Here is a 22,740-nt window from a genome sequence, read left to right as displayed (position 1 = left end):
ATGATGACGGCGTGACCGCTGACGCGACCGAGGTCTTCCAGCAACACCGTCCGGTGCTCGACGGTGTCGCCTACCGCATGCTCGGCCGGGTGGCCGACGCCGAGGACGTCGTGCAGGAGGCGTGGCTGCGCTGGTCGAAGGCCGACCGGGAGCAGGTGCGCGAGCCGCGCGGCTATCTGGTGCGCGTCACCACCCGGCTCGCCCTCGACCGGCTGCGCCAGGCGCAGGCCCGCCGGGAGGCTTACGTCGGAAGCTGGCTGCCCGAGCCGCTGGTCACCGACCTTTTGCCGGGCGCAAGCCGCGACACCGAGGACGGCGCCGAGCGGGCGATGCTGGCCGAGTCCGTCTCGCTGGCCGTACTGGTCGTGCTGGAGTCCCTCTCCCCGCTGGAGCGCGCGGTGTTCGTGCTGCGGGAGGCGTTCGGCTTCCCGTACGCCGAGATCGCGCAGACGCTGGAGCGCAGCGAGGCCGCGGTACGCCAGCTCGCGGGGCGGGCTCGGCGGCACGTGGCCGAGCGCCGGCCGCGCTTCGACGTCGATCCCGCGCTCCAGCGCGAGCTGACCGAGCGTTTCCTGAAGGCCGCCGTGGACGGGGATCTGACCGGGCTGGTCGGGCTGCTGGCGCCGGACGTGCGGCTGGTCTCGGACAGCGGCGGCAGGGCCAAGGCGCCGCGCCGCGTCATCACCGGCGTGGAGAAGGTCGGCCGGTTCCTGGCCGCCGTCGGCCCCGAGGGGCGGCAGGCCGGGCTGGCCTTCCGTTTCCTGGAACTCAACGGTGGTCAGGCGGTGCTGGCCGTCGACGGCGGCCGGCCCGACTCGGTGATCACGGTGGACGTCGTGGACGGTCTCATCCAGGCCGTCTACCTGATCCGCAACCCGGACAAGCTCGCCCATCTGGACGGCCGGGCGGCCGGGCAGCCGTCCGCGCACCGCCCGGACGCGGTGCCCTACAGCCCGCCCGCGACGCGGAGCACCGCTCCGGAGGTGTAGGAGGCTTCGTCGGAGAGCAGCCAGGCGACGGCGTCGGCGATCTCCTCGGGTTCGCCCGGCCGCCCGGCCGGGGTGATCCGGGCCTTCTTCCACGGCCGGTCCGGGTCGCCCATCACGGCGTGCATCTCGGTCAGCACGGAGCCCGGCTGCACGCAGTTGACCCGTACACCCTCGCCGGTGAACTCCTTGGCCAGCCCCACCGTCATGGCGTCGACGGCCGCCTTGGACGCGGCGTAGTGGACGTACTCGCCGGGTGAGCCGAGTGTGGCGGCGGCGGAGGAGATGTTCACGACGGCGCCGCCGCTCCCGCCGTACGCGGTGGACATCTCGCGCAGCGCACGCCGGGCGCACAGCAGGGCTCCGGTCACGTTCACCTCCACCACGCGGCGCATCACCTCGGGCGAGGTCTCGGTGAAGCGGCCCAGGGGCCCGGAGACGCCCGCGTTGTTGACCAGCCCGGTGATCGGCCCGAGGGCGTCGCGCACGGTGTCGAAGAGGCGGTCGACGTCCGCCGCGTCGCTGGTGTCCATGCGCACGGCGACAGCCTCGCCGCCCGCCTCGCGCACGGCCTGCGCGGTGCGCTGCGCCGCCTCCTCGTCCTTGGCGTAACCGAGGCCCACCCGGTGCCCGTCGCGGGCCAGCCGCAGGGCCGTGGCGGCGCCGATGCCCCGGCTCCCTCCGGTGATGACGGTGACGCGCCGCACGGAGGACGGGGTGACGGGACGGGACATGGGGGCTCTCCGGAAATGGGGGGCCGAATCCGGCCGCTTTTGATCGATGATCGATCATTGCACTCCGGTTTCCGCTCGGCAAGGTGTCCGGCCTGCGCCGATTGGTCTTGACCAAGGGTGGGGGCCGTCCTATGGTCGGGAAGGCATACGCAAGGACCTTTAAAAAACAAGGCCGCGTAAAAGACCGCCACACACAGCCCGCCGGGCGTACGGGGATTGCGGAGGCAAGGGTGGGGACCACGCAACTGGAGACGGTGCCGGAACCTAAGTACTGGCATTTGAAGACCGTCCTGTCCGAGGCGCTCGACTCCGAGTTCGCGGTCGGCGAGATCCTGCCGAACGAACGGGAGCTGGCCGCCCGGTTCGGCGTCGCCCGCGCGACCCTCCGGCAGGCGCTCGAACAGCTCGAACTGGAAGGCCGCCTCCAGCGCCGCCGCGGCGTCGGCACGACGGTGGCGCCGCCCCGCGTCGGCGTGGACGTCGGCTCGGAGAGCGGCCCCCGGAGCTGGCCCGGCGCCCCCGGCGACGCCTGGCACACCGAGGACCACGAACAGGCCCCGGCGCCCGCAGCCGTGGCCCGGCTGCTGGACACCGGCGCCGACACCCCGGTGCACGCCGTACGCCGCAGCCGCACCACCGGCGACCAGCAGGTGGCCGCCGAGATCCTCTACGTGCCCGCCGACGTGGTGCCCGCGCTCCCCGCCGGCCAGGACCCCGCCGACAGCATGGCGCAGCGGGCCGCACGCGCCCGCGCCGTCCTGCGGGAACTGCACCGCCTCGACCTCCAGGGCCAGGACCGCACCGTGGAACTGGGCTCGGCACGTGCCGAGGACGCCCGCCGGCTGGACCGGCTGCCGGGCGCCCCCGTGCTCGTCGTCACCACCCGGTACATCGCCGACGGCCGGACCGCGGCGGTCTCCGTGGCGACCTACCGGGCCGACACCTGCCGGCTGTCGTTCAGCGACGCCGACGCCCTTCCCCTCGCGGGCTGACCACCCCGGCCGCAGCTCCCGGCCCCCTCCGCCCCGCGTACCGGCCCCGGCCGGTCAACGGGCGGGAGGGGGCTCCTCCCAGGTGAACAGCTCGCTCTCCGCCTGGTCCAGAGCCACCCGCAGCGCGCCCGTCGCCACCGCCGTCTCACCCAGCCGGGAGAGCGCCACCCGCGGCGGGCGCAGACAGTAACGCGCCAACTCCGCGCGCAGCGGGTCGAGTACGCCGTCCAGACCGGACGCCCAGCCCCCCACCACCAGCAGTTCGGGATCCAGCGCCAGCACCAGGGCCGCCACATCGTGCACCAGCCGGGCCAAGAAGCGGTCCATCGCCCGCCGCGCCCGGTCGTCGCCGCCCTTGGCCTGCGCGAACACCCGCGCCACGGCCGCCTCGTCCAAGGGGTGCAGCGGCTCGTCCGTGGTCGACAGCAGCCGCTCGGGAGTGGCCTCCCGGCCCAGCAGGTGCAGCGCACCGATCTCCCCGGCCGCCCCGCCGAACCCCCGGTGCAGCCGGCCGCCGATCAGCGATCCCGCGCCCGGGCTCAGCCCGGCCAGCACCATCACCACGTCGTCCACGCCGCGCGCCGCACCTTTCCAGTGCTCGGCCAGCACCGCCGCGTTCGCGTCGTTCTCCACCAGCACCGGACAGCTGAACGACCGCCGCAGCCGCTCACCCAGCGGCAGCCCCGTCCAGCCCGGCAGGGCCGTACCCAGGTGCACCGTCCCGTCGGCCTCCACGATGCCCGGCGTTCCCACGCCCACGGCCCGCAGGGTGTCCCGGGCGGTGCCCGTCCTGCGCAGCAGTTCCGCGACGGTGCCCCGGCATCTGTCCAGCCGCACATCGGCCGATGCCCTCTCGGAGACCTCCTTGGCCAGCGAACCGGTGATACGGCCCGTCAGGTCCGACAGCACGGCCGCCACCCGGTGCGGCCCGATCTCCAGCCCCAGCAGATGCCCGGCCTCGGCGCGGAACCGGAATCTGCGGGCCGGCCGGCCGCGTCGGGCAGTGCCCGCACCGTCGGCCGGGTCCGCCTCGGCCTCGGCGACGAGACCGGCCCCGACCAGGTCCTCCACCACGCCCTCGACCGTCGGCCGCGACAACCCCGTGGCGTGCCCGAGTTCGGTGAGAGTCAGGGCGCCGGACGCCGCCGGGCCCCGCAGCGCCCGCAGTACGACCGTGGAATTGATCCGCCGCAGCAGGGACGGGTCCCGTCCGCTCAGCCTGCTCACGCTCCGCCTCCCTGCCTGTGCGCGTGGGCCGGATCGTAACCGCTCGGCGCGATCACGGCGAGCGTTGCGGGTACCCGGGCCGCCGGCCCGGCGCCCCCGCGCCGCCGGCGGGCGCCCAACCGGCTGTCAGTGGCGGAGGATTGACTGGCTCCATGCACCTCGCGCACCACCTCACCGAACTCGGCAGGCTGCTGAGCGGACCCGGCGCCCGCGTCCTCGTCCTGCGCACGGCCGAGCCGCCCTGCGACGGTGACCCGGCGGACGTGCTGGAGGCCGCGGAGGAGATCCGCGCCGACCACGAGGCGCTGCTGGTCCTGCTGTCCCAGCAGTGGGGCGAGCCGCGGACGGTGGACCTGGACCCGCATCTGCTGGCGGCGGCCGACGGTCTCGCCCTTCCGGAGCCGGAGCGCACCCTGTGCCGGCGGGTGGCCGAACTCGCCGTCTGGACGGTGCGGGACCGCTGGGCCGGTGTGGGCACGGCCCGCCGCGACGCCGAGACCCCGCCGCAACTCCTGGCGGCGGTGGGCGAAAAGGGCCGCCCGGTGCCGTGTGCCCCGCCGTAGGCGGCGGGTGGCCGGGGCGGTGCGAGAGGCCGGCCGGGGGAAAGCGGAGGAGGGCCGGCCCTTCCCGCCGGGAAAGTCAGTCCTCGGGAGTGGCCGCCAGGCGCAGCTTGGCGAACTCCTCGGCCAGCGCGGGCGGCGTGTAGTGCGCGTTGAGCCCGCTGGGGTTGGGCAGCACCCACACCGGCACCCCGCCCACCAGGCGTTCCTGCGGTCCCATCCTGGCGGTGGGCTCGTCGAAGGCGGCACGGTAGGCGGTGATGCCGAGGACGGCCAGCCAGTGGGGACGCAGCCGGGCGACCTTCTCCTCCAGCAGCCGGCCGCCCTCGGTGAACTCCGCTCGGGACAGTTCGTCGGCCCGCGCCGTCGCCCGGGCGACGACATTGGTGATGCCGAGCCCGTACTCCAGCAGCTCGTGCTCCTCCTCGGGCCGCAGCCGGCGCGGGGTGAAGCCGGAGGCGTGCAGCGCCGGCCAGAACCGGTTGCCCGGCCGGGCGAAATGGTGGCCGGTCACGGCCGAGACCAGGCCGGGGTTGATGCCGCAGAACAGCACCCGCAGCCCTTCGGCGGCCACGTCCGGCACCAGCCGGTCGCGGGCCGCCTCCAGCTCCTCCTTGGTGAAGCGGGGACTCAGAGGATCGCCCCCGGCCGGTAGGCGGCGGCCTCCGGGTGGAGCTCGGCCACCTCCTGCACACGGCTGACGACCTCGGCGGTCTGGGCCGCGGCGGCCCCGGTGAAGGAGAGCCGGTCGGCCATCAGCTCGTCCAGGGCGGCGCGGTCCAGCGGGATGCGCACGTCGGCGGCCAGCCGGTCGAGCAGTTCGTTGCGTTCGGCGCCCTCGCGCAGCGCCAGCGCGGAGGCCACCGCGTGCTCCTTGATGACCTCGTGCGCGACCTCCCGGCCGACGCCGGCCCGTACGGCCGCCATCAGCACCTTGGTCGTCGCCAGGAACGGCAGGTAGCGGTCCAGCTCGCGGGCGACGACGGCGGGGAACGCGCCGAACTCGTCGAGCACCGTCAGGAACGTCTCCACCATCCCGTCGAACGCGAAGAAGGCGTCCGGCAGTGCCACGCGACGCACCACGGAGCAGGACACGTCGCCCTCGTTCCACTGGTCGCCCGCCAGCTCGCCGGCCATGGAGGCGAAGCCGCGCAGGATCACCATCAGGCCGTTGACGCGCTCGCAGGAACGGGTGTTCATCTTGTGCGGCATCGCGGAGGAGCCGACCTGGCCCTCCTTGAAGCCCTCGGTGACCAGTTCCTGCCCGGCCATCAGACGGATCGTCTTGGCGAGTGACGAGGGGGCGGCGGCGAGCTGCACCAGAGTGCTGACCACCTCGTGGTCCATGGAGCGCGGGTAGACCTGGCCGACGGAGGTGAGGACGCGGCCGAAGCCGAGGTGCTCGGCGATCCTGCGCTCCAGGTCGGTCAGCTTCTCCTCGTCGCCGCCGAGCAGGTCGAGCATGTCCTGGGCGGTGCCGACCGGACCCTTGATGCCGCGCAGCGGGTAGCGGCGCAGCAGTTCCTCCAGCCGCTCGAAGGCGACCAGCAGTTCGTCCGCGCCGGTGGCGAACCGCTTGCCGAGGGTGGTGGCCTGCGCCGCGACGTTGTGGGAGCGTCCCGCCATCACCAGGGCCGCGTGCTCGCCCGCCAGGGTGCCCAGCCGGTGCAGCAGCGCCACCGTACGGTCGCGTACCAGTTCCAGGGAGAGGCGGATCTGGAGCTGTTCGACGTTCTCGGTCAGGTCGCGCGAGGTCATGCCCTTGTGGACGTGCTCGTGCCCGGCGAGGGCGTTGAACTCCTCGATGCGGGCCTTCACATCGTGCCGGGTGACCTTCTCGCGTTCCGCGATCGAGGCGAGGTCCACCTTCTCGACGGCCTGCTCGTAGTCGGCCAGTGCTTCGTCGGGCACGGCGATGCCCAGGTCCTTCTGGGCCTTGAGCACGGCGAGCCACAGCCGCCGCTCCAGCACGATCTTGGAGGTGGGGGACCAGATACGGACCAGCTCGGGTGAGGCGTAGCGGGACGCCAGGACGTTCGGGATGCGCGGCTTGTCACTCACGCCCACCGAGTCTACGGGGCTGCCCTAGGGGGTGTCGCCGCAGGCCAGCGGGGCCAGCTCGGGCCGTTTGGGGGCGCGGCCGTCGCCGGAGGAGCGGCCGGTCAGCCGGCGCCCTATCCACGGCAGCAGGTGGACGCGGGTGAAACGCAGGTCCGCGGCGCGGCGGGCCGGCCAGGAAGGGGGCGCGGCGGGCGGCAGCGGGGTGTTCCAGTCCGTCTCCGCGGGCAGGCCGAGGCGCTGCCAGACGGCCTCGGCGACCCGGCGGTGCCCTTCGGCGGTCAGGTGCAGCCGGTCGTCGGCCCACATCCTGGGGTCGCCCAGCGCGGGGGAGGAGAAGAGGTCCACCACCAGGGCCCCGTAGCGGGCTGCGAGCTGGTCGATGAAGGAGAAGAGCTGTTCCATGCGGGGCCGGTACCGCTCCAGCACGGGACCGCGGCGCCCGGGGCTGCGCATCAGGACGAGCGTGCCGCAGGCGGGGGCGAGGGCGGCCACCGACTCCTCCAGCAGGGCGCACACCCGTGCGACGTCGCAGCCGGGGCGCAGCACGTCGTTGAGACCGCCGACGAGTGTGACCAGATCGGGCCGCATCGCCGCCGCGGGGGCGATCTGGTCCGCGGCGATCTGTCCGATGAGCTTGCCGCGCACCGCGAGGTTGGCGTACCGGAACTCCGGCTCGCGTGCCGCGAGCCTGACGGCCAGCAGATCCGCCCAGCCGCGGTAGCTGCCGTCGGGCAGCTGGTCGGACATGCCCTCGGTGAACGAGTCGCCCAGCGCCACGAACGAACGGAAGGCGGCGGGGGGTTGTCCGGCGGAGGCGGGAGTGTGGGGAGCTGCACTGGTCACGGCGGCCCATGGTAGCCCGTTGCCCCGAGCAACGACTTTGCGGCTCGGGGCAACGGTTATCTCCGCCGGGCCCCGCGCGGGGGCACCGGCGGTGCGGTCACGTCCGGCCGACCAGCTCCCGCAGCACGTCCTCCATGGTCACCACGCCGCGGGCCCGCCCGTCGGCGCCCGTGACGGCCGCCAGATGGGTGCCGCTGGAACGCATCGCGCCCAGCACGTCGTCCAGCGGCATCGACGCCCGCACCCGGGCGATGGGCCGCATCGCGGTCAACGGGAACGGCGCCTGGCGGGGAGAGGCGTCCAGCGCGTCCTTGACGTGCAGATACCCCAGCACCCGGCCGTCGTCGTCCACGACGGGGAAACGGGAGAACCCGGACTCGGCCGACAGCCGCTCCAGCCCCTCCGGGGTGATGCCGCGGCCCGCGGCCACCACCTTCGGCAGCGGCTGCGCCACCTCGCCCACGGGGCGCCGGCCCAGCTCCAGGGCGTCGCGCAGCCGCTCGGTGGAGCGGTCGTCCAGCAGTCCGGCCTCACTGGAGTCGGCGACCATCTGGGCCAGGTCGTCGTTGGAGAACGCCGCCTCCACCTCGCTCTTGGGCTCCACCCGGATGAGCTTCAGCAGCCCGTTCGCGAACGAGTTCACCGCGAAGATCACCGGCCGCAGCGCCCGGGAGAGCGCCACCAGCGGCGGCCCCAGCGCCAGGGCGGCCCGCTCCGGACCGGCCAGCGCGATGTTCTTCGGCACCATCTCGCCCAGCAGCATGTGCAGATACGTCGCCAGCGCGAGGGCGATCACGAAGGAGATGCCGTGCGCCACCCCGTCCGGTGCCCCCACCGCGTGGAAGACCGGCTCCAGCAGGTGCGCGATGGCCGGCTCGGCGACCACGCCCAGCACCAGGGTGCACAGGGTGATGCCGAGCTGGGCCGCGGCCAGCATCTGCGCCACGTGCTCCAGGCCCCACAGCACCTTGCGGGCCCGCTTGTCACCGTCGTCGGCCAGCGGCTCGATCTGCGCCCGGCGCACGGAGATCATCGCGAACTCGGCGCCGACGAAGAAGGCGTTCACCACCAGGGTCAGCAGCCCGATGAAGAGTTGCACGAAGGTCATCGCCGTGCCTCCGTCCACTCGTCGTCCGCGGCCTCGGCCCGGTCCGGGTCGTCGCCCGGCGGCGGGCCGGTCAGCCGGAGCTGGGCGGCGCGCCGCCCGGTCGCGTCGGTGACCTCGATGTGCCACCCGGCGACCGTCACCGTGTCACCGGTGGCGGGGATGCGACCCAGCTCGGTGGCGATGAGGCCGGCCAGCGTCTCGTAGGGGCCCTCCGGGGCGCGCAGTCCGATGGCCTCCAGCTGGTCGGTACGGGCGGCGCCGTCCGCGTCGTAGACACGCCGGCCCTCGGCGTCCTCGCCGACGGCGGCCAGGTCGGGCGTCTCCAGCGGGTCGTGTTCGTCGCGGACCTCGCCGACGACCTCCTCGATGATGTCCTCCAGCGTGACGACACCGGCCGTGCCGCCGTACTCGTCGATGACGACGGCGATGCTGCGGTCGCCGCCGGACAGCTGGTCCAGCAGCCGGTCGACCGTCAGCGACTCGGGCACCAGCAGGGCCTCGCGCATCAGCTCCGTCACCGGGCGCAGCCGCCGTTCCTCCGCGGGGATCGCCAGGACGTCCTTGATCCGGACGATGCCCACAACGGTGTCGAGATTGCCCCGGTACACGGGGAAACGGGACAGGCCGGTGGCGCGCGTGGCGTTGGCCACGTCCTCCGCGGTCGCCTGCACCTCCAGCGAGGTGACCTGCACCCGCGGCGTCATCACGTTCTCCGCCGTCAGCTCGGCCAGGTGCAGGGTGCGCACGAACAGGTCCGCCGTGTCCTCCTCCAGCGCGCCCTCCTTCGCGGAGTGCCGCGCCAGGGCCACCAGCTCCTTCGGCGAGCGGGCCGAGGCCAGCTCCTCGGTGGGCTCCAGACCCATCCGGCGCAGGATGCGGTTGGCGGTGTTGTTCAGATGCCGGATCAAGGGGCGGAAGGCGGCGGAGAACACCCGCTGGGGCGTGGCCACCGCCTTGGCCACCGGCAGCGGCTTGGAGATCGCCCAGTTCTTCGGCACCAGCTCGCCGACCACCATCAGAACGACCGTGGACAGCGCCGTACCGAGGACGAGCGCGGCGGAGGAGGCGGCCGAGGGCGGAAGGCCCATCGAACGCAGCGGCCCGGAGATCAGCGCCGCGATGGACGGCTCGGACAGCATGCCGACCACCAGATTGGTGACGGTGATGCCCAGCTGCGCACCCGAGAGCTGGAAGGTGAGGGAGCGGACAGCCGCCAGCGCGCTCTTCGCGCCCCGGTCGCCACGCTGCTCCGCGCGCTCCAGTTCGCTGCGCTCGACCGTCGTGAGGGAGAACTCCGCCGCGACGAACCCACCACAGGCGAGAGCCAGCAGCAGCGCCACGAGCAGCAGAAGGACTTCCATCAACGCTCCTTCACCTCCCTCCCATGCTGGGCCAGGGGGCGCTGGGGCGCGCGGTGTCGTTCAGGGCACCGCCCGGACCGGGTCCGGGGGACGCTACTAGGAGGGTCGCCCATGGGCGGACGCTCACACCTTTCGATTGTGATGACTGCGCCGGACCTGCTGGCATGCAGGTCCGGCGGGGCTGTCCATCGTAAACGGGCAGGTGGTCCGTCCGGTTCCCGTCGCCGTGCGGTGCCGGGCGCCCTCCCGCTCAGCCGGTGAGGGACTTGACCCAGCGGCTCCACTCCGGCTGCGGAGCGTAACCGGCGGCCTCCCAGGCACGGTGTGCCCGCTCGTTCGCGTCCAACACCATGGCGTCCCCGCGCCGCCCGCCCAGCGCGGTGAAGCGCCGCTCGGCGGCGGCCAGCAGCGCCCGGGAGACGCCGCGGCGCCGGTGAGAGGGCAGCACGGCCAGCCGGTAGAGGGAGCAGCGCCACCCGTCCCAGCCCGCGATCACGGTGCCCACCAGCACACCGTCCCGCTCGGCCAGCAGCAGGGCCTCGGGATCCCGGGCGAGCAGCGCGGCCACGCCCGCCCCGTCGTCGCTGACGCTGGTGCCCTCGGCGGCCTCCCGCCAGAAGGCCAGCACCCGGTCGATGTCCCGCTCGTCCGCCGGACGGATACGCAGGCCGTCCGCGCGGTTTCCAAGATCCTCGTCCATGCGGAGCATCCCAGCACCCGCACCGGCCGCCGTGCGACGCTTTTCCGCCTGGTGGGACGCACCGGGCGGCTCAGCCGCCGTGCAGTTCCTCGATCACCGGGGCGAAGTCGTCCATGGCGGAGTCCATGACGGTGAAGTACGACAGGCCGAAGCGCTCCCGGTGCGCGCGGAGCCGCTCGGCCATCTGCCGCGGGGTACCCGCGAGCAGCGCCGGGTGCTCCAGCAGCTCCTCGTTGCTCATCGCCGGCCCGTACGGGCGCAGCTCCTCCAGCGCGGCGCGGAGGCCGGTGGCGGAGACGACCCGCTGGACGAGGAAGTTCAGCTCCGGAGGCTCGGCGCGGCCCTCGGCGAAGGCCCCCAGCGCGGCCGTGCGCTGCTCCAGCTCCGCCGGGGTGATCAGCCGCATGGCGCCCTCCGGCTGCCCCGGTGCCTGCTGTGCGCCGGTGAACGCGACCACCGCGGCGGTACGCGCCGCCAGCCGCAGCACCCGGTCGCCGTTGCCGCCGATCAGCAGCGGCAGCGGCTCCTGCACCGGGCGGGGCGTGTGCCCGGGGTCGGCCAGCAGCCGTGTCACCTCGGCGACGACCTGCTCCAGATGGTCCACTCGGCCGCCCGGCGAGGCGAACGGCAGCCCGGCCGCGTCGTGCTCGGCCTTCACATATCCGGCACCCAGCCCCAGCTCGAACCGGCCGCCCGAGAGCTGGTCCAGCGTCGCCGTCTCGCGGGCCAGCAGCGCCGGGTTCCAGAACCCCGCGTTCAGCACGAAGGTGCCCAGCCTCGGCCGCTCGGTCACCTCCGCTGCGGCCACCAGTGCGGGAAAGGGGGCGCACATGCCCAGATGGTCGGGCACGTGGATGATGTCGTAACCCTGCTCCTCCGCCCGGCGGCAGCGTTGCCGGAACTGCGGACCGGAGCCGAAGTCGAGCATGTTGACGCCGAAACGGAAGGGACGCACGGGACCGGGCATGGTCGGACCTTTCCGGGAAGCCGCCCGTCGGCGGCGCACGGACGCAGCGCCTCGCATCCTAGGCAGCCGCCGCCCCCGGGGCGACGGCTTCGGCCGTATTCGTCCGCTTGTTCACCGCCGGCGGCCCGACCCGTCGGCTGGCGCGCCCGCACCTCACGGCGCGCCTTAGCTCTGTGCCGTACGGGGCTTGGGCCCTGTGCCGTGCCTGGCGGGAACCTGTGCCCTGCGGGCCGGCAGCCTGCGACCTGCCCGCCGGGGGCCGGTGTCCCGGGTCTCGGGGATCGGGTGCTCTGCGGGCCGGGCGCCTGTGACCCGGGTGGCGGGAGTCCGGGCTTTGCGGGCCGAGGTTCTGCGACCCGTGGTCCGAGAACGGGCCCCGCGTCCCGGATGGCCGCCGGGCCCCGTGCCGTGCCCTCACGTGGTGGGGGCGGGCAGGGCCCGGCGGGGGCGTCAGGACGGGGAGCGGCTGCGCCGCCCAGTGCCGGGGTCAGCCAGGTGGGGGCCTGCCGGCGGAACGCGGCCAGCTCCAGCGATCCCGCGCCCTCGGGGACGGCGCCCTGAAGCGGCAACCCGGTGCACCGTGGCAGGTCCGTGACGTTGCAGCGCTCCGCGAGTCCCGGTGCGGCGGGCATGCTGCCGATCACCATGCCCGCGCACTCGACGCGCCGTGCCCGCAGTGCCTCGGCCGTCAGTGCCGCCGTGTTCAACGTGCCCAGCCCGGCCTGGACGACGACCAGCACCGGCGCGGCCAGCAGCCGTGCCACGTCCGCCAGTCCGGCGCCCTCGGCGTCGAACCGCACCAGCAGTCCGCCCGCGCCCTCCACCAGCACCAGGTCGTGCGAGGCGGCCAGCTTCTCCGCCTCCTCCACGATCCGGTGCACCGAGGGATACGGCAGTCCGGCCCGCCGGGCGGCGGTCTCCGGCGCCAACGGGTCGGGATACCGCACCAGTTCGGCGCCGGTGACCCGGTCCTCGCCGGCCAGACGCCGGACCTCGGCCACGTCGCCGGGCTCCCCGGGGGCCAGGCCCGTCTGGGCGGGTTTGAGGACGGCGACCGACCGTCCCGCGCCCACCGCGCACGCCGCCACCGCCGCGGTGGTCACCGTCTTGCCGATCTCCGTCCCCGCGCCGGAGACGCACACCACTCCCCGCATTCCGCTCCTCGTCACCCTTCTCAGCCTTCCCGGGCCGCCGCGCACATCGCGGCGGCGATCCGTGCGACGTCCTCGTCCGGTGTGACGTACGGGGGCATCGCGTACACCATGTCGCGGAACGGCCGCAGCCACACCCCGGCCCGGACGGCGGCGCGGGTGGCGGCGGCCACGTCCACCTCGTGGTCGAGGCGGACGACGGCGATCGCCCCCAGCACGCTCGCCTCCACCACGCCGGGCAGCCCGGCCGCCCGGGCGAGCCCCGCACGCAGTCCGTCGCCCACCCGCCGCACCTCGGCCCGCGAGTCCTGGGACAGCAGCAGGTCGAGGGAGGCGCCCGCGACGGCGGCGGCCAGCGGGTTGCCCATGAACGTCGGACCGTGGGCCAGCACCGGTACCGGGCCGCGCGCGATCCCCTCCGCCACGCGCGGCGTGCACAAGGCCGCCGCCATCGAGAGATAGCCGCCGGTCAGTGCCTTGCCGACGCACATCACATCGGGCACCACCCCGGCGTGGTGCGCCGCGAACAGTTCGCCGGTCCTGCCGAATCCGGTGGCGATCTCGTCCAGCACCAGCAGCACCCCGTGCGCGTCGCACGCCTCGCGCAGCGCCCGTAGGTACGCGGGGGAGTAAAACCGCATTCCGCCGGCCCCCTGCACCACCGGTTCGACGATGACGGCGGCCAGTTCGTCCGCGTGCCGTGCCACCGTCTCGTGCAGGTGGGTGAGGTACGCCGGGTCGGGCTCCGCGTCGAAGCCGGACGGCGGGGCCTCGGCGAACACCTGCACCGGCAGGGTGCCGGACCACAGGTGGTGCATCCCGCCTTCCGGGTCGCACACCGACATCGGCTGCCAGGTGTCGCCGTGGTAGCCGCCCCGCCATGTCATCAGCCGGTGTTTCTCCGGCCGGCCCAGCGACCGCCAGTACTGGAGGCACATCTTGACCGCGACCTCGACGGCCACGGACCCCGAGTCGCACAGGAAGACGTGTTCCAGGTCGCCGGGGCTGATGCGGGCCAGCCGTTCGGCCAGCCGCACGGCCGGCTCGTGGGTGAGCCCGCCGAACATGACGTGGCTCATCCGGCCGAGCTGGTCGCCGGCCGCCGCGTTGAGCACCGGGTGGTTGTAGCCGTGGACGGCCGACCACCAGGACGCCATACCGTCCACCAGTTCCCGCTGCCCGTGGGCCGGGCGGGCCAGCCGCAGCCGTACGCCGGAGGCCGACTCCACCACCAGCGGTTCGGCCGTCCCGGGCATCGGCGCGTACGGGTGCCACACGTGCCGCCGGTCCAGGGCGAGGAGCGCCTCGGGGTCGAGCGGGGGCGCGGGCGTCCACGCGGCGGGCTGCGGCAACGTCACGCTGTCAGGCATTGGGCGGCAGCTCCGTCCCCGCCCCGCGCCTGCGTACGGCCACCCGCGCCTGAGGCCGCTCGGGCCGCCCGGCGGCGGCGGACTCCGGTACGGCGGACTCCGGTACGGGGGCGTCCGGCACGGCGGCGGCCTCCTGCGCGACGGTCGTGGCGGAGGTGGCGGCGCCGCCGGCGGCTCCTCCGGCGCCGTTCCGGTGCGCGGGCATCGTCGTCGTCTCCGCGTCCTCCACCTCGAAACCGGCGTCCGCGATCATCTCCAGGTCGGCCTTGCCGGCCTGCCCCTCGCTGGTGAGGTAGTCGCCAAGGAAGATCGAGTTGACCATGTGCAGTGCCAGCGGCTGGAGGGAGCGCAGATGGACCTCGCGTCCCGCAGCCAGCCGAACCTCCACGTCCGGACAGACGAACCGCACCATGGCCAGGATGCGCAGCACCCGCTGCGGTGTCAGGTTCCACTGGTCCGCCAGCGGCGTGCCCTCGAACGGCAGCAGGAAGTTGACGGGCACCGAGTCCACGTCCAGTTCACGCAGCGAGAAGACGACGTCCACCAGGTCCTCGTCGCTCTCGCCCATCCCGGCGATCAGTCCGGAGCAGGGGGAGAGCCCGGCCGTCCGCGCCTCCTTCACCGTCGCCACCCGGTCGTCGTAGGTGTGGGTGGTGCAGATGTCGCCGTAGGTGGCCTCCGCGGTGTTGAGGTTGTGGTTGTAGGCGTCGGCACCGGCCGCCCGCAGCCGTTCGGCCTGCCCGTCCGAGAGCAGCCCGAGGCAGGCGCACACCTCCACCCCGCCGGTGCGCTCCTTGATGGCCTCGATCGTCCGTGACACCCGGGCCACGTCCCCGTCCGTGGGGCCGCGCCCGCTCGCCACGACGCACACCCGCTTGGCGCCGCCGCGCACGCCGGCCGCCGCGGCGTCGGCCGCCTCCTCGGGCTTGAGCCAGGTGTACTTCAGGATGTCCGCCTGGGAGCCGAGCCGCTGGGAACAGTACGAACAGTCCTCCGGGCACAAGCCGGACTTGAGGTTCACCAGGTAGTTGAGTTTGACCCGGCGCCCGAACCAGCGGCGGCGCACCTTCCCGGCGGCGGCCACCACGTCGAGCAGGTCGTCGTCGCTCGTGCGCAGCACCGCGAGCGCTTCGCTTCGGGTGGGCGTCCCGCCGCGGAGCCCTGTCTCCACCAGTGAATTCAGCAACTCGTCCATGCGGACGATCCTGGCCCATGCGGCCCTGCCGAGTAATGGAGGAACCCTACAAGGCCGCTGGAGCGAGGTGTGGATGTTGTCACACGTCACCGTCCGAGATGGCAGGTTAGGTTCTATTGACTGCCTACAAAAGATCCTGATGGAACAGCCGCCCGGAACCCGACGACGCGTGCGACCGGAGGAAGGCCCATGGCCCCCGACACGACTCGGCCACCCCATGACCCGTTCGCGTGGACGGCAGCCGCCCTCGACGCCCGCCGCTCGGCCGGACTGCTGCGCACCCTGACCCCGCGCACGGCCGGCTCACCCCTGCTCGACCTGGCCGGGAACGACTACCTTGGCCTCTCCCGCCACCCGGCCGTCACCGCGGCGGCGGCCGAAGCGGCCCGGCGCTGGGGCGCGGGCTCCGGCGGCTCCCGGCTGGTGACCGGCTCCACCACGCTCCACGCCGAACTCGAAGCGGAACTGGCCGACTTCTGCGGTTTCGAGGCGGCACTGGTCCTCTCCTCCGGGTACACCGCGAACCTGGCCGCCGTCACCGCGCTCACCAACGCCCCCGGCGACGCCGGGCTGCTGGTGTCCGACGCCGGCAACCACGCCTCACTGATCGACGGCTGCCGGCTGTCCCGGGCCCGCACCGCCGTCGCCGCGCACGCCGACCCGGACGCCGTCGCCAAGGAACTCGCCGCGTACACCGGGCGCGGTCCGGCGCTCGTGGTCACCGACTCGGTCTTCTCCGTGGACGGGGACGCCGCACCCCTGGGCGCGCTCGCGAAGGTGTGCGCCCGGGCCGGCGCCGGGCTCCTGGTGGACGACGCGCACGGGCTCGGCGTGCTCGGCGAGGGTGGACGGGGAGCGCTGTACGCCACCGGACTGGCCGGCCGCCCCGGTACGGTCGCGACCGTGACCCTCTCCAAAGCGCTGGGCAGCCAGGGCGGTGCCGTGCTGGGACCGGCGCGGGTCATCGCCCATCTCGTCAACACCGCGCGGACGTTCATCTTCGACACCGGGCTGGCGCCCGCCGCCACCGGTGCGGCGCTCGCCGCCCTGCGGCTGCTGCGCCGCGAACCCGGGCGCGCCGCCCGCACCCGGGCCCTCGCCGCCGGCCTGCACGCGCGGCTGACCGCCGCCGGACTGGAGGCGGCCCGGCCGGACGCCGCCGTCGTCTCCGTCCGGGCGCCCTCCCCGCACGCGGCGGTGGACTGGGCGGCGGCACTGCGCGCGGCCGGTGTCCACGCGGGCTGCTTCCGCCCGCCGTCCGTGCCCGACGGCGTCTCCCGGCTGCGGCTGACCGTGCGCGGCGATCTGACCGAGGCCGAGATCGACCGTGCGGTCGCACTGGTGGTCGCGACGGCACCGCACCGCGGCTGACCCGCCCGCGACGGGCCCTCGCCCCGCGCGGTCCCCGTACGCGGGGCGGGCGCTCTCCGCACGCGCGGGGGTGATACGTCCCCGAGAAGGTCACATAGGGGCGATGTCGCAAGAGTTCACCGCATCGGGCGACAGATGGCCGTCCGGGCGGGGTGATCGGCCGCGTGGCGGCGCCGGGAATGGCACTCTGTCGCGCAGCGGCTGTCCGGGCCGCTCCGTCACCAGGAGGAGCCCGCGCCGCCCGACAGAGGAGCCAACGGCCCCGGGAAAGGGACGCCCTCGCCATGGCAGACAATCAGGAAGTCACGCTCACCCTGCCGAGCGAGCCCGCCTCCGTCACCACCGCACGCCGTCATGTCACCGACGTCCTGCTGTCCTGGGGGCTGTCCGAGCGGGCGGAGACCGTGGACATGCTGCGGCTGATCGTCTCCGAACTCGCCACCAACGCCGTGCAGCACACCTGCGGACAGTCGCCGTCCTTCACGGTCGAGCTGCGGCTGGAGGGCACCGAGCGGCTGCGGCTGGGGGTCACCGACAGCCACCCGCGCAGGCCGCGCCGCCTTCCCGCCGCGGTGCAGCAGGACAACGGACGCGGCCTGGTCATCGTCCGCTCACTGACCGCCGAGTCCGGCGGCAGGATGGCCGTCACCCCGGCGCGGCACGGCGGCAAGACGGTCTGGGTGGAACTCCCCTGGCAACCACTTCCCACGGGCTGAACTCCCGCCTCCCGCCGCGTCGGCGAGCGGGCGCCGGCCGGACGCCGGGCAGCATCGACGCTGCCCGCCGCCCGGCCGGCACGGGAGAGACAGGGACGTGGGAATTCCTCGACCTCCGGCGGCCGGTCCGGTGAGTTGCCGGCGCTCGCGTTCCGTCGCGGCGGCCTAGGCGGAGGGTGCCGTCTCCGTGCGTGCCGTTTCGGCCCGTGTCAGGAAGAGCACGGCTGTCAGCAGCACGAGAGTGCCCATGCACGTTGGTACCGTCAGCCGTTCGCCGAGCAGTCCGACGGCGAGGACGGCCGCGCTCACCGGTTCGATCAGCATGACGACCGACGCGGTGGCGGCGCGTACGACGGCCGTGCCGGCGAAGTACAGGGGGTACGCCAGCGCGGTCGGCACAGCCGCGACGTACAGCAACAGCAGCGCCCCACGCGCGAGTCCGTCGGTCTGCGGCAGCGCGCCCTCGGCCAGTGCGAACGGCAGCAGCACCACGGCGCCGACGGTGAACGACCAGACGGTCAGGGTGAAGGAGTTCTCCGCGTTCTGCGCGCTGCCCGCCCGGCGGGCCAGGACGACCGACCCGGCGAAGGAGGCGGCGGCCAGCAGTGCCAGTGCGACGCCGTCCGCGTGCACCCCGCCCCCGTGGTCGCCGAGCACCAGCACGGCCAGCCCGGTCAGGGCGGCGGCGACGGCCGCGGCGCCGCCCCGGCCCAGCCGTTCCCCCAGCGTCAGCCGGGCGCCCACCGCCACGAACACCGGGCTGGCGCCGAGCGTCACGATGGTGGCGACCGCGACGCCGGTGGCCGGTACGGCCGCGAAGTATGCGGTCTGGAAGACGGCCAGGCACAGTCCGGTGGTCACCCGCAGTGTGAGCCGCGAGCGGGTGAGGCGGGTGCGGGAGCGCACCGCCCCCGCCCTGTCGGACCGGCGCCGGACGGCCGCCAGCAGCGCGCGGCCCGCCAGCAGCAGGGCGAGCCCGCTCGCATAGCGCCAGAAGGAGACGGCGAGCGGGCCCAGGCCGCTGCCCGCGTAGAGGAGATCGACGGCCGCTCCGGTGGTGCCCCAGGTGGCACCGGCGACGGCGAGGTAGAACAGGCCACGCCCGACGGGCAGGCCGAAGGATGAAGTCGGCACGAAAACGCTCCGCGTGAGGAGAGAACGGATGGTGTCCCGTCCGCGGGCACCACCGATCTCCGCGGCGGAGGGCGTCTCCGTCGCGGCGGTTCCGTGTGGCGGCCCGCCTTACGCGGCGGGCGGGGATACGGTCGTCGTCACCGAAATCATGATCGTCACTTTAATCCGCTCCGCTGCGGCCTCCAACCCGTGTCTCGTCTGCTGGAACCCCGCCGTTCACGGCCGTGGCCCGTCCTCGTCCGGCCTGCGGGGGGCCGGCGGGCCGACCAGGGCGGCCCGCCGTTCTCCGTCGAGCACGCGCAACGCCCGCTCCAGCGTGGCCGCGTGCAGTTCGCTCTCACCCCGCTCGTGCATCAGCGTCAGCGCGTCCCGCAGCCGGGTGACCGCGGCCACCAGCCCCTGGGCGGCCCGCAGACCGCGGTAGGTGTCACGGCCGCGGGCCGGGTTGATCCGGCCCAGCAGGTCCAGTGCGTCGAGATAGGCGTCGATCACGTCGCACTCGGCCCGGGTGAGGGCGGGCAGCGGCGGCGGTTCGGGCGGCCACGGCCGGCTCACCGTCCCGGCCTCACCGCTGCGCCGGGCCGAGGGGCGCGGACTTGCGGCTGGTGGTGAGCCGGTCGATCAGCCCGTACTCGACGGCCTCCTGCGCGGTGAAGATCTTGTCGCGTTCCAGATCCGCGCTGATCTTGTTGCGGGGCAGGCCGGTGTGGCGCTCGTACAGCTCCTCCAGCAGCCGGCGGGTGCGGAGCATCTCCTGGGCGTGGATCTCCAGATCGGCGATCTGCCCCTGTGCGGGCTCGCCGAGGGAGGGCTGGTGGATGAGGATGCGCGCCCCGGGCAGCGCGAGCCGTTTGCCGGGTGTCCCGGCGGCCAGCAGTACCGAGGCGGCCGAGGCCGCCTGTCCCAGGCAGACGGTCTCGATGTCGCAGGAGACGAACCGCATCGTGTCGTAGATGGCGGTCATCGCGGTGAACGAACCGCCGGGCGAGTTGATGTAGAGCGAGATGTCCTGGTCCGGCGCGGCGTGTTCGAGGTGGATGAGCTGGGCCATCACATCGTTGGCCGAGGTGTCGTCGATCTGCGTGCCCAGGAAGACGATCCGTTCCTGGAGGAGCTTCGAGTACGGATCCATTGTCCGCAGGCCGCTGCTGGTGCGCTCCGTGAACTCGGGCAGGACGTACCGGGCTGTCGGCTGATTCCGCATGGCGTCGCACTCCACTGTCGTCGCGGCTGCCGCCGCAAGAGAACGTACAGGATGTACAGAACGTACGCCGAGCAGCTAACCATGAATCGCCGTCAACGTCCCCGGGGCGAAGGGGGTTTCCGCTGACGGCGAAGAGGGCGGACGCCTCGCCCGGCCGGGGTGCCGCGCCGCGCGAGCGGCCCCGGAGCAGCGCGTGGCGCGACCGGGCAAACGGCTCTGACCTGCGGTTTCGCAGCGCGCCTAGAATGGCCGCATGGCTTACGAGATTCCGGTGACGCAGGCGCGGGCCGAGCTGGCGGATCTGATCAATCGGGTCGTCTACGGCAACGAGCGCGTCGTGGTCACCCGGCACGGCAAGCCGATCGTGGGGCTGGTCTCCGCAGCGGACCTGGAACGCCTGGAGGCGGGTGAGAGCGAGCAGGAACCGGAGGAGATCATCAGTACGGTCTCCGCGTTCCGCGAGGTGGGTGGCGCCGTCCGGCCCGAGGCTCGGCGCTTCGGCATCGCCGCCGAACACCGCGGCCCGGCCGCCGGTGACGGGCGGCCGGGCCAGGAGCGCTGAGCCCGCGCGGGCGGCCGGCGGCGGATGCGCGGGCTTTCCGCGCGTGGCCGGCGCGGAGTCCGCGCGCGGGCGCGCGGGTCAGGAGCTGAGCTGCCAGACGGCGTGCGCGATGGCGTCGCTGTGCAGGTCCAGCGCCTTCTCGTCGATGTTCGCCGTGTCGTCGCAGGCGGAGTGGTAGCACGAGTCGTACGGTTCGCCCGCCGTGCCGCCCCATTTGTCGGCCTGCGCCTGGGTCTTGACGGCGCCCGCGCCGGTGAAGCTGCCGCCGACGGTGACTCCGGCGCTCTTGAACGAGGCGTGGTCGCTGCGCCCGTCCGTCTCCTCGGACGCCTCCGTCTCGATGCCCTTGGCGCGGAACCACTCGGTGAACACCGAGGCCACGGCGGGATCGTCCTCGTAGACGAAGTGTCCCGCGTTGGGTGAGCCGATCATGTCGAAGTTCAGATAGGTGTCCAGCGCGGCCAGTTCGTCCTCGCCGAGGCTGTCGACGTAGTGGCGGGAGCCGACCAGGCCCTGCTCCTCCGCGCCCCACCAGGCGAATCGCAGATGCTTGGAGGGCTCGAGGTCGGCCGCGGCGACGGCCAGGGCCGTCTCCAGCACGCCGGCGGAGCCGGAGCCGTTGTCGTTGATGCCGGCCCCGGCGGTGACCGAGTCCAGGTGGGCCCCTGTCATCACCGTCTCGCCGGTGCCACCCTGGGGCCAGTCGGCGATCAGGTTGTAGCCGGTCTTCCCGCCGCTGGTGAACTCCTGGATGGTGGTCCGGTAGCCGGCGGCGTCCAGCTTCTCCTTCACGTAGTCGAGGGAGGCCCGGTAGCCGGGCCGGCCGTGTGCCCGGTTGCCGCCGTTGGCCTCGGCGATCGACTGGAGGTCCTTGAGGTCCTGTTGGACGGCGGCGACGGAGATGTCCGGTGCCTCGGCGGCCGGGGCGGTGGCGGGGTCGGCCTGTGCCCCGGCGGCGCCGAGGAGGGTGAGCGCGAGGGCCGCACTCGACGCGGCGGCCAGCGCGGCCCGGCGGTGGTGGCCGTGTGGTGCGCGGGAGTGTCTGTGTCCACGTGTCACGTGCTTGGCTCCGTTGGTGTGGGGGGTGGACGCGCGGCAGCGGGCCGCACGAGTTGACGTGGACATGAGGTTGCTGGCGGTGGAGCTGCCCGTCAAGAGCGCATAGCGGACGGGTGTTCGCGAGGAGCGGGCGCGCTCCGCGGGGCGGACGGGGTGGCGGGTCAGGGGCCGGGGGTCGTGCACCGAAAAGGAGAATGACCGTTCGTTTTACCCGGTGCCGGTGTCAGTGAGAGCGCCCGTGCCCGTTGTGAAAAAAGAACGTTCCTTCTAGGGTGGGTCCATGCCCCGCGTCCCCGCCGCACACCTCGCAGCCCGCCGCCGTCAGATCCTCGCCGGGGCGCGCCGCGCCTTTCTGCGAGACGGTTTCCAGGCCGCCTCGATGCAGGACGTGCTCCGGGAGAGCGGACTGTCCGCGGGGGCCGTCTACCGCTACTTCACCGGCAAGGAGGAGATCGTCGTCGCGGTGGCGCGAGAGGCGCTGGCGGTGGTCCGGGCCTCCTTCGACCAGCTCGGCGCGGACCGGATCCCGCCGACGCCGGACGATCTGTTCGTCGAGGTCTTCGGCCGGCTGAAGGAGGCCATGGGGGCGGGCGAGGACGCGCGGGAACTCCCCCGGCTGCTGGTGCAGATCTGGAGCGAGGCGCTGCGCAATGCCGAGCTGGCCGAGGCGGTGAACGAGGCGTACGCCCAGCTGACTGTGGAGTGGGCCCGGCTGGTCGAGGAGTACCAGGCGCGCGGCTGGGTGGACCGCCAGGCGAACACCGTGCACGTGGCGCGCACCCTTATTGGCGCGGTCCAGGGGTACCTCGTCCAGCAGGCGCTGTGGGGCGGCATCGCCCCGGAGGAGTTCGCCAGGGGGCTGCGCGCCCTGGTCTCGATGACGGTGCCGCCGGGGGAGGGGTCCGGGGCGGCCGGCTGACGGCCGTCTGAGACTCTTGGGAAGGGCCGCGGAAGATACGGTTCCGAAAAGAGTTGTTCACAGCAACGAAGTGTCGTCGCCGTAATCTCCGGGGCAGTTGAGCCCGGAGTGTCGTATGTGTGATACATCTACCGACGTGTGTCGTCGCCGTGAGTGAACCGGGCGTCCCCGAACCCGGCGACGACGGTGAGGTGGAGAGTATGCAATTGACCCCGCATGAGCAGGAGCGTCTGCTCATTCATGTCGCGGCCGATGTGGCACAACGGCGCAAGGACCGCGGCCTGCGCCTGAACCACCCCGAGGCCGTCGCGCTGATCACCGCGCACGTGCTGGAGGGCGCCCGCGACGGGCGCACCGTCGCCCAGCTCATGGAGTCCGGCCGGCAGGTCCTCACCCGCGACGACGTCATGGAGGGCATCCCCGAGATGCTCCACGACGTGCAGGTCGAGGCCACGTTCCCCGACGGCACCAAGCTCGTGACCGTCCACGAACCGATCACCTGACCGCACCGACCAGGAGC

Annotated in this window: 23 protein-coding genes and 1 pseudogene; 8 read left to right on the top strand and 16 right to left on the bottom strand. The window is 73.5% G+C overall.

The genetic code is table 11. The annotated features are described in order from the left end of the window. The first annotated feature begins 11 nt into the window (after nt 1-11). Nucleotides 12-989 (top strand): RNA polymerase sigma-70 factor, encoded by a 978-nt coding sequence (locus IO40_RS0113410; protein ID WP_016467475.1) that lies wholly within the window; start codon nt 12-14, stop codon nt 987-989. Here the strand turns inward: IO40_RS0113410 and IO40_RS0113405 are convergent. Continuing rightward, nucleotides 947-1,720: an SDR family oxidoreductase gene (locus IO40_RS0113405; protein WP_016467474.1), complete on the bottom strand. Its 774-nt coding sequence runs from the start codon at nt 1,718-1,720 to the stop codon at nt 947-949. The two genes, IO40_RS0113410 and IO40_RS0113405, sit on opposite strands and share 43 nt — an antisense overlap. 230 nt (nt 1,721-1,950) lie before the next feature. On the opposite strand from IO40_RS0113405, the gene IO40_RS0113400 reads away from it, so the two are divergent. Beyond that, nucleotides 1,951-2,712: a GntR family transcriptional regulator gene (locus IO40_RS0113400; protein WP_016467473.1), complete on the top strand. Its 762-nt coding sequence runs from the start codon at nt 1,951-1,953 to the stop codon at nt 2,710-2,712. 54 nt (nt 2,713-2,766) lie between these two features. Here the strand turns inward: IO40_RS0113400 and IO40_RS0113395 are convergent, their stop codons facing one another. Beyond that, a complete protein-coding gene (locus IO40_RS0113395) occupies nt 2,767-3,939 on the bottom strand; it encodes an ROK family protein (RefSeq protein ID WP_016467472.1) in 1,173 nt (390 codons plus the stop codon). Nucleotides 3,940-4,091: 152 nt separating this feature from the next. Between IO40_RS0113395 and IO40_RS0113390 the strand changes: the two genes are divergently transcribed. After that, nucleotides 4,092-4,502 carry a hypothetical protein gene (locus IO40_RS0113390; RefSeq protein WP_030408093.1) on the top strand — a complete coding sequence of 137 codons (411 nt, stop codon included), beginning with the start codon at nt 4,092-4,094 and terminating at the stop codon, nt 4,500-4,502. 76 nt (nt 4,503-4,578) lie between these two features. On the opposite strand, the gene mug is transcribed toward IO40_RS0113390, so the two are convergent. The 10 genes and pseudogenes from mug to bioB all read right to left on the bottom strand — a co-directional run bounded on the left by mug (nt 4,579) and on the right by bioB (nt 15,255). Further along, nucleotides 4,579-5,082, bottom strand: a complete 504-nt coding sequence (gene mug / locus IO40_RS0113385; protein WP_016467470.1) for a G/U mismatch-specific DNA glycosylase — start codon at nt 5,080-5,082, stop codon at nt 4,579-4,581. Between the two features lie 47 nt (nt 5,083-5,129). Beyond that, nucleotides 5,130-6,560: an adenylosuccinate lyase gene (purB, locus tag IO40_RS0113380; protein WP_030408092.1), complete on the bottom strand. Its 1,431-nt coding sequence runs from the start codon at nt 6,558-6,560 to the stop codon at nt 5,130-5,132. Nucleotides 6,561-6,584: 24 nt separating this feature from the next. Then, entirely contained in the window at nt 6,585-7,403 is an 819-nt protein-coding gene (locus tag IO40_RS0113375; protein ID WP_030408091.1) for an SGNH/GDSL hydrolase family protein, read from the bottom strand. Nucleotides 7,404-7,500: 97 nt separating this feature from the next. Then, a complete protein-coding gene (locus IO40_RS0113370) occupies nt 7,501-8,511 on the bottom strand; it encodes a hemolysin family protein (protein WP_031175465.1) in 1,011 nt (336 codons plus the stop codon). Then, complete coding sequence (locus IO40_RS0113365; RefSeq protein WP_030408089.1) at nt 8,508-9,875, bottom strand: hemolysin family protein; 1,368 nt, start codon at nt 9,873-9,875, stop codon at nt 8,508-8,510. The genes IO40_RS0113370 and IO40_RS0113365 overlap by 4 nt, the downstream gene beginning before the upstream one ends. A 247-nt stretch (nt 9,876-10,122) precedes the next feature. Then, the gene (locus tag IO40_RS0113360) at nt 10,123-10,572 is read right to left on the bottom strand and encodes a GNAT family N-acetyltransferase (protein ID WP_016467465.1); all 450 of its coding nucleotides are present in this window, start codon (nt 10,570-10,572) and stop codon (nt 10,123-10,125) included. 70 nt (nt 10,573-10,642) lie between these two features. Beyond that, nucleotides 10,643-11,539, bottom strand: coding sequence for an LLM class F420-dependent oxidoreductase (locus IO40_RS0113355; protein WP_031175464.1), 897 nt, complete (start codon nt 11,537-11,539; stop codon nt 10,643-10,645). A 461-nt stretch (nt 11,540-12,000) separates the two neighbouring features. After that, nucleotides 12,001-12,693 (bottom strand): annotated as a pseudogene (gene bioD / locus IO40_RS35840) (dethiobiotin synthase); the annotation flags it as partial. 20 nt (nt 12,694-12,713) lie between these two features. Beyond that, nucleotides 12,714-14,060, bottom strand: coding sequence for an adenosylmethionine--8-amino-7-oxononanoate transaminase (locus IO40_RS0113350; protein ID WP_041968876.1), 1,347 nt, complete (start codon nt 14,058-14,060; stop codon nt 12,714-12,716). Continuing rightward, entirely contained in the window at nt 14,053-15,255 is a 1,203-nt protein-coding gene (gene bioB, locus IO40_RS0113345) for a biotin synthase BioB (RefSeq protein WP_031175462.1), read from the bottom strand. Before bioB ends, IO40_RS0113350 begins: the two co-directional genes overlap by 8 nt. A 189-nt stretch (nt 15,256-15,444) precedes the next feature. On the opposite strand from bioB, the gene IO40_RS0113340 reads away from it, so the two are divergent. Together IO40_RS0113340 and IO40_RS0113335 are read left to right on the top strand one after the other, a co-directional pair. Then, nucleotides 15,445-16,626 (top strand): 8-amino-7-oxononanoate synthase, encoded by a 1,182-nt coding sequence (locus IO40_RS0113340; protein ID WP_031175461.1) that lies wholly within the window; start codon nt 15,445-15,447, stop codon nt 16,624-16,626. Nucleotides 16,627-16,910: 284 nt separating this feature from the next. Then, on the top strand, nt 16,911-17,342 hold the full coding sequence (locus tag IO40_RS0113335; RefSeq protein WP_016467459.1) for an ATP-binding protein: 432 nt from the start codon (nt 16,911-16,913) through the stop codon (nt 17,340-17,342). 165 nt (nt 17,343-17,507) lie between these two features. Here the strand turns inward: IO40_RS0113335 and IO40_RS0113330 are convergent, their stop codons facing one another. The 3 genes from IO40_RS0113330 to IO40_RS0113320 all read right to left on the bottom strand — a co-directional run bounded on the left by IO40_RS0113330 (nt 17,508) and on the right by IO40_RS0113320 (nt 19,680). After that, nucleotides 17,508-18,476, bottom strand: a complete 969-nt coding sequence (locus IO40_RS0113330; RefSeq protein WP_016467458.1) for a DMT family transporter — start codon at nt 18,474-18,476, stop codon at nt 17,508-17,510. A gap of 216 nt (nt 18,477-18,692) precedes the next feature. After that, nucleotides 18,693-19,031: a PX domain-containing protein gene (locus IO40_RS0113325; RefSeq protein WP_016467457.1), complete on the bottom strand. Its 339-nt coding sequence runs from the start codon at nt 19,029-19,031 to the stop codon at nt 18,693-18,695. A gap of 10 nt (nt 19,032-19,041) precedes the next feature. Then, nucleotides 19,042-19,680, bottom strand: a complete 639-nt coding sequence (locus tag IO40_RS0113320; protein WP_016467456.1) for an ATP-dependent Clp protease proteolytic subunit — start codon at nt 19,678-19,680, stop codon at nt 19,042-19,044. A gap of 253 nt (nt 19,681-19,933) precedes the next feature. Here IO40_RS0113320 and IO40_RS0113315 point away from each other — a divergent pair, with 253 nt between their 5' ends. Further along, nucleotides 19,934-20,242, top strand: a complete 309-nt coding sequence (locus IO40_RS0113315; RefSeq protein ID WP_016467455.1) for a type II toxin-antitoxin system Phd/YefM family antitoxin — start codon at nt 19,934-19,936, stop codon at nt 20,240-20,242. A 78-nt stretch (nt 20,243-20,320) separates the two neighbouring features. On the opposite strand, the gene IO40_RS0113310 is transcribed toward IO40_RS0113315, so the two are convergent. Then, nucleotides 20,321-21,301 carry a M28 family metallopeptidase gene (locus IO40_RS0113310; protein WP_041968874.1) on the bottom strand — a complete coding sequence of 327 codons (981 nt, stop codon included), beginning with the start codon at nt 21,299-21,301 and terminating at the stop codon, nt 20,321-20,323. Between the two features lie 280 nt (nt 21,302-21,581). On the opposite strand from IO40_RS0113310, the gene IO40_RS0113305 reads away from it, so the two are divergent. Together IO40_RS0113305 and IO40_RS0113300 are read left to right on the top strand one after the other, a co-directional pair. Continuing rightward, entirely contained in the window at nt 21,582-22,220 is a 639-nt protein-coding gene (locus IO40_RS0113305; RefSeq protein WP_031175459.1) for a TetR/AcrR family transcriptional regulator, read from the top strand. Between the two features lie 200 nt (nt 22,221-22,420). Further along, nucleotides 22,421-22,723 carry an urease subunit gamma gene (locus IO40_RS0113300; RefSeq protein ID WP_030408081.1) on the top strand — a complete coding sequence of 101 codons (303 nt, stop codon included), beginning with the start codon at nt 22,421-22,423 and terminating at the stop codon, nt 22,721-22,723. The last annotated feature ends 17 nt before the right edge of the window (nt 22,724-22,740 follow it).

It is taken from the genome of Streptomyces albus subsp. albus (genome assembly GCF_000725885.1).
In the GTDB taxonomy this organism is placed as follows: Bacteria; Actinomycetota; Actinomycetes; order Streptomycetales; family Streptomycetaceae; genus Streptomyces; species Streptomyces albus.
The sequence above is the reverse complement of the archived record's forward strand: the minus strand, read 5'-3'. Positions and strand labels throughout refer to the sequence as shown.

What these genes read in the sequence shown, in the direction of transcription:
- IO40_RS0113355 (WP_031175464.1), bottom strand. Translation starts at nt 11,539, where the DNA reads ATGCCCGGTCCCGTGCGTCCCTTCCGTTTCGGCGTCAACATGCTCGAC.
- IO40_RS0113320 (WP_016467456.1), bottom strand. Translation starts at nt 19,680, where the DNA reads ATGCGGAATCAGCCGACAGCCCGGTACGTCCTGCCCGAGTTCACGGAG.
- bioB (WP_031175462.1), bottom strand. Translation starts at nt 15,255, where the DNA reads ATGGACGAGTTGCTGAATTCACTGGTGGAGACAGGGCTCCGCGGCGGG.
- IO40_RS0113305 (WP_031175459.1), top strand. Translation starts at nt 21,582, where the DNA reads ATGCCCCGCGTCCCCGCCGCACACCTCGCAGCCCGCCGCCGTCAGATC.
- IO40_RS0113360 (WP_016467465.1), bottom strand. Translation starts at nt 10,572, where the DNA reads ATGGACGAGGATCTTGGAAACCGCGCGGACGGCCTGCGTATCCGTCCG.
- IO40_RS0113335 (WP_016467459.1), top strand. Translation starts at nt 16,911, where the DNA reads ATGGCAGACAATCAGGAAGTCACGCTCACCCTGCCGAGCGAGCCCGCC.
- IO40_RS0113370 (WP_031175465.1), bottom strand. Translation starts at nt 8,511, where the DNA reads ATGACCTTCGTGCAACTCTTCATCGGGCTGCTGACCCTGGTGGTGAAC.
- IO40_RS0113350 (WP_041968876.1), bottom strand. Translation starts at nt 14,060, where the DNA reads ATGCCTGACAGCGTGACGTTGCCGCAGCCCGCCGCGTGGACGCCCGCG.
- IO40_RS0113315 (WP_016467455.1), top strand. Translation starts at nt 19,934, where the DNA reads ATGGCTTACGAGATTCCGGTGACGCAGGCGCGGGCCGAGCTGGCGGAT.
- IO40_RS0113390 (WP_030408093.1), top strand. Translation starts at nt 4,092, where the DNA reads ATGCACCTCGCGCACCACCTCACCGAACTCGGCAGGCTGCTGAGCGGA.
- IO40_RS0113405 (WP_016467474.1), bottom strand. Translation starts at nt 1,720, where the DNA reads ATGTCCCGTCCCGTCACCCCGTCCTCCGTGCGGCGCGTCACCGTCATC.
- IO40_RS0113340 (WP_031175461.1), top strand. Translation starts at nt 15,445, where the DNA reads ATGGCCCCCGACACGACTCGGCCACCCCATGACCCGTTCGCGTGGACG.
- IO40_RS0113300 (WP_030408081.1), top strand. Translation starts at nt 22,421, where the DNA reads ATGCAATTGACCCCGCATGAGCAGGAGCGTCTGCTCATTCATGTCGCG.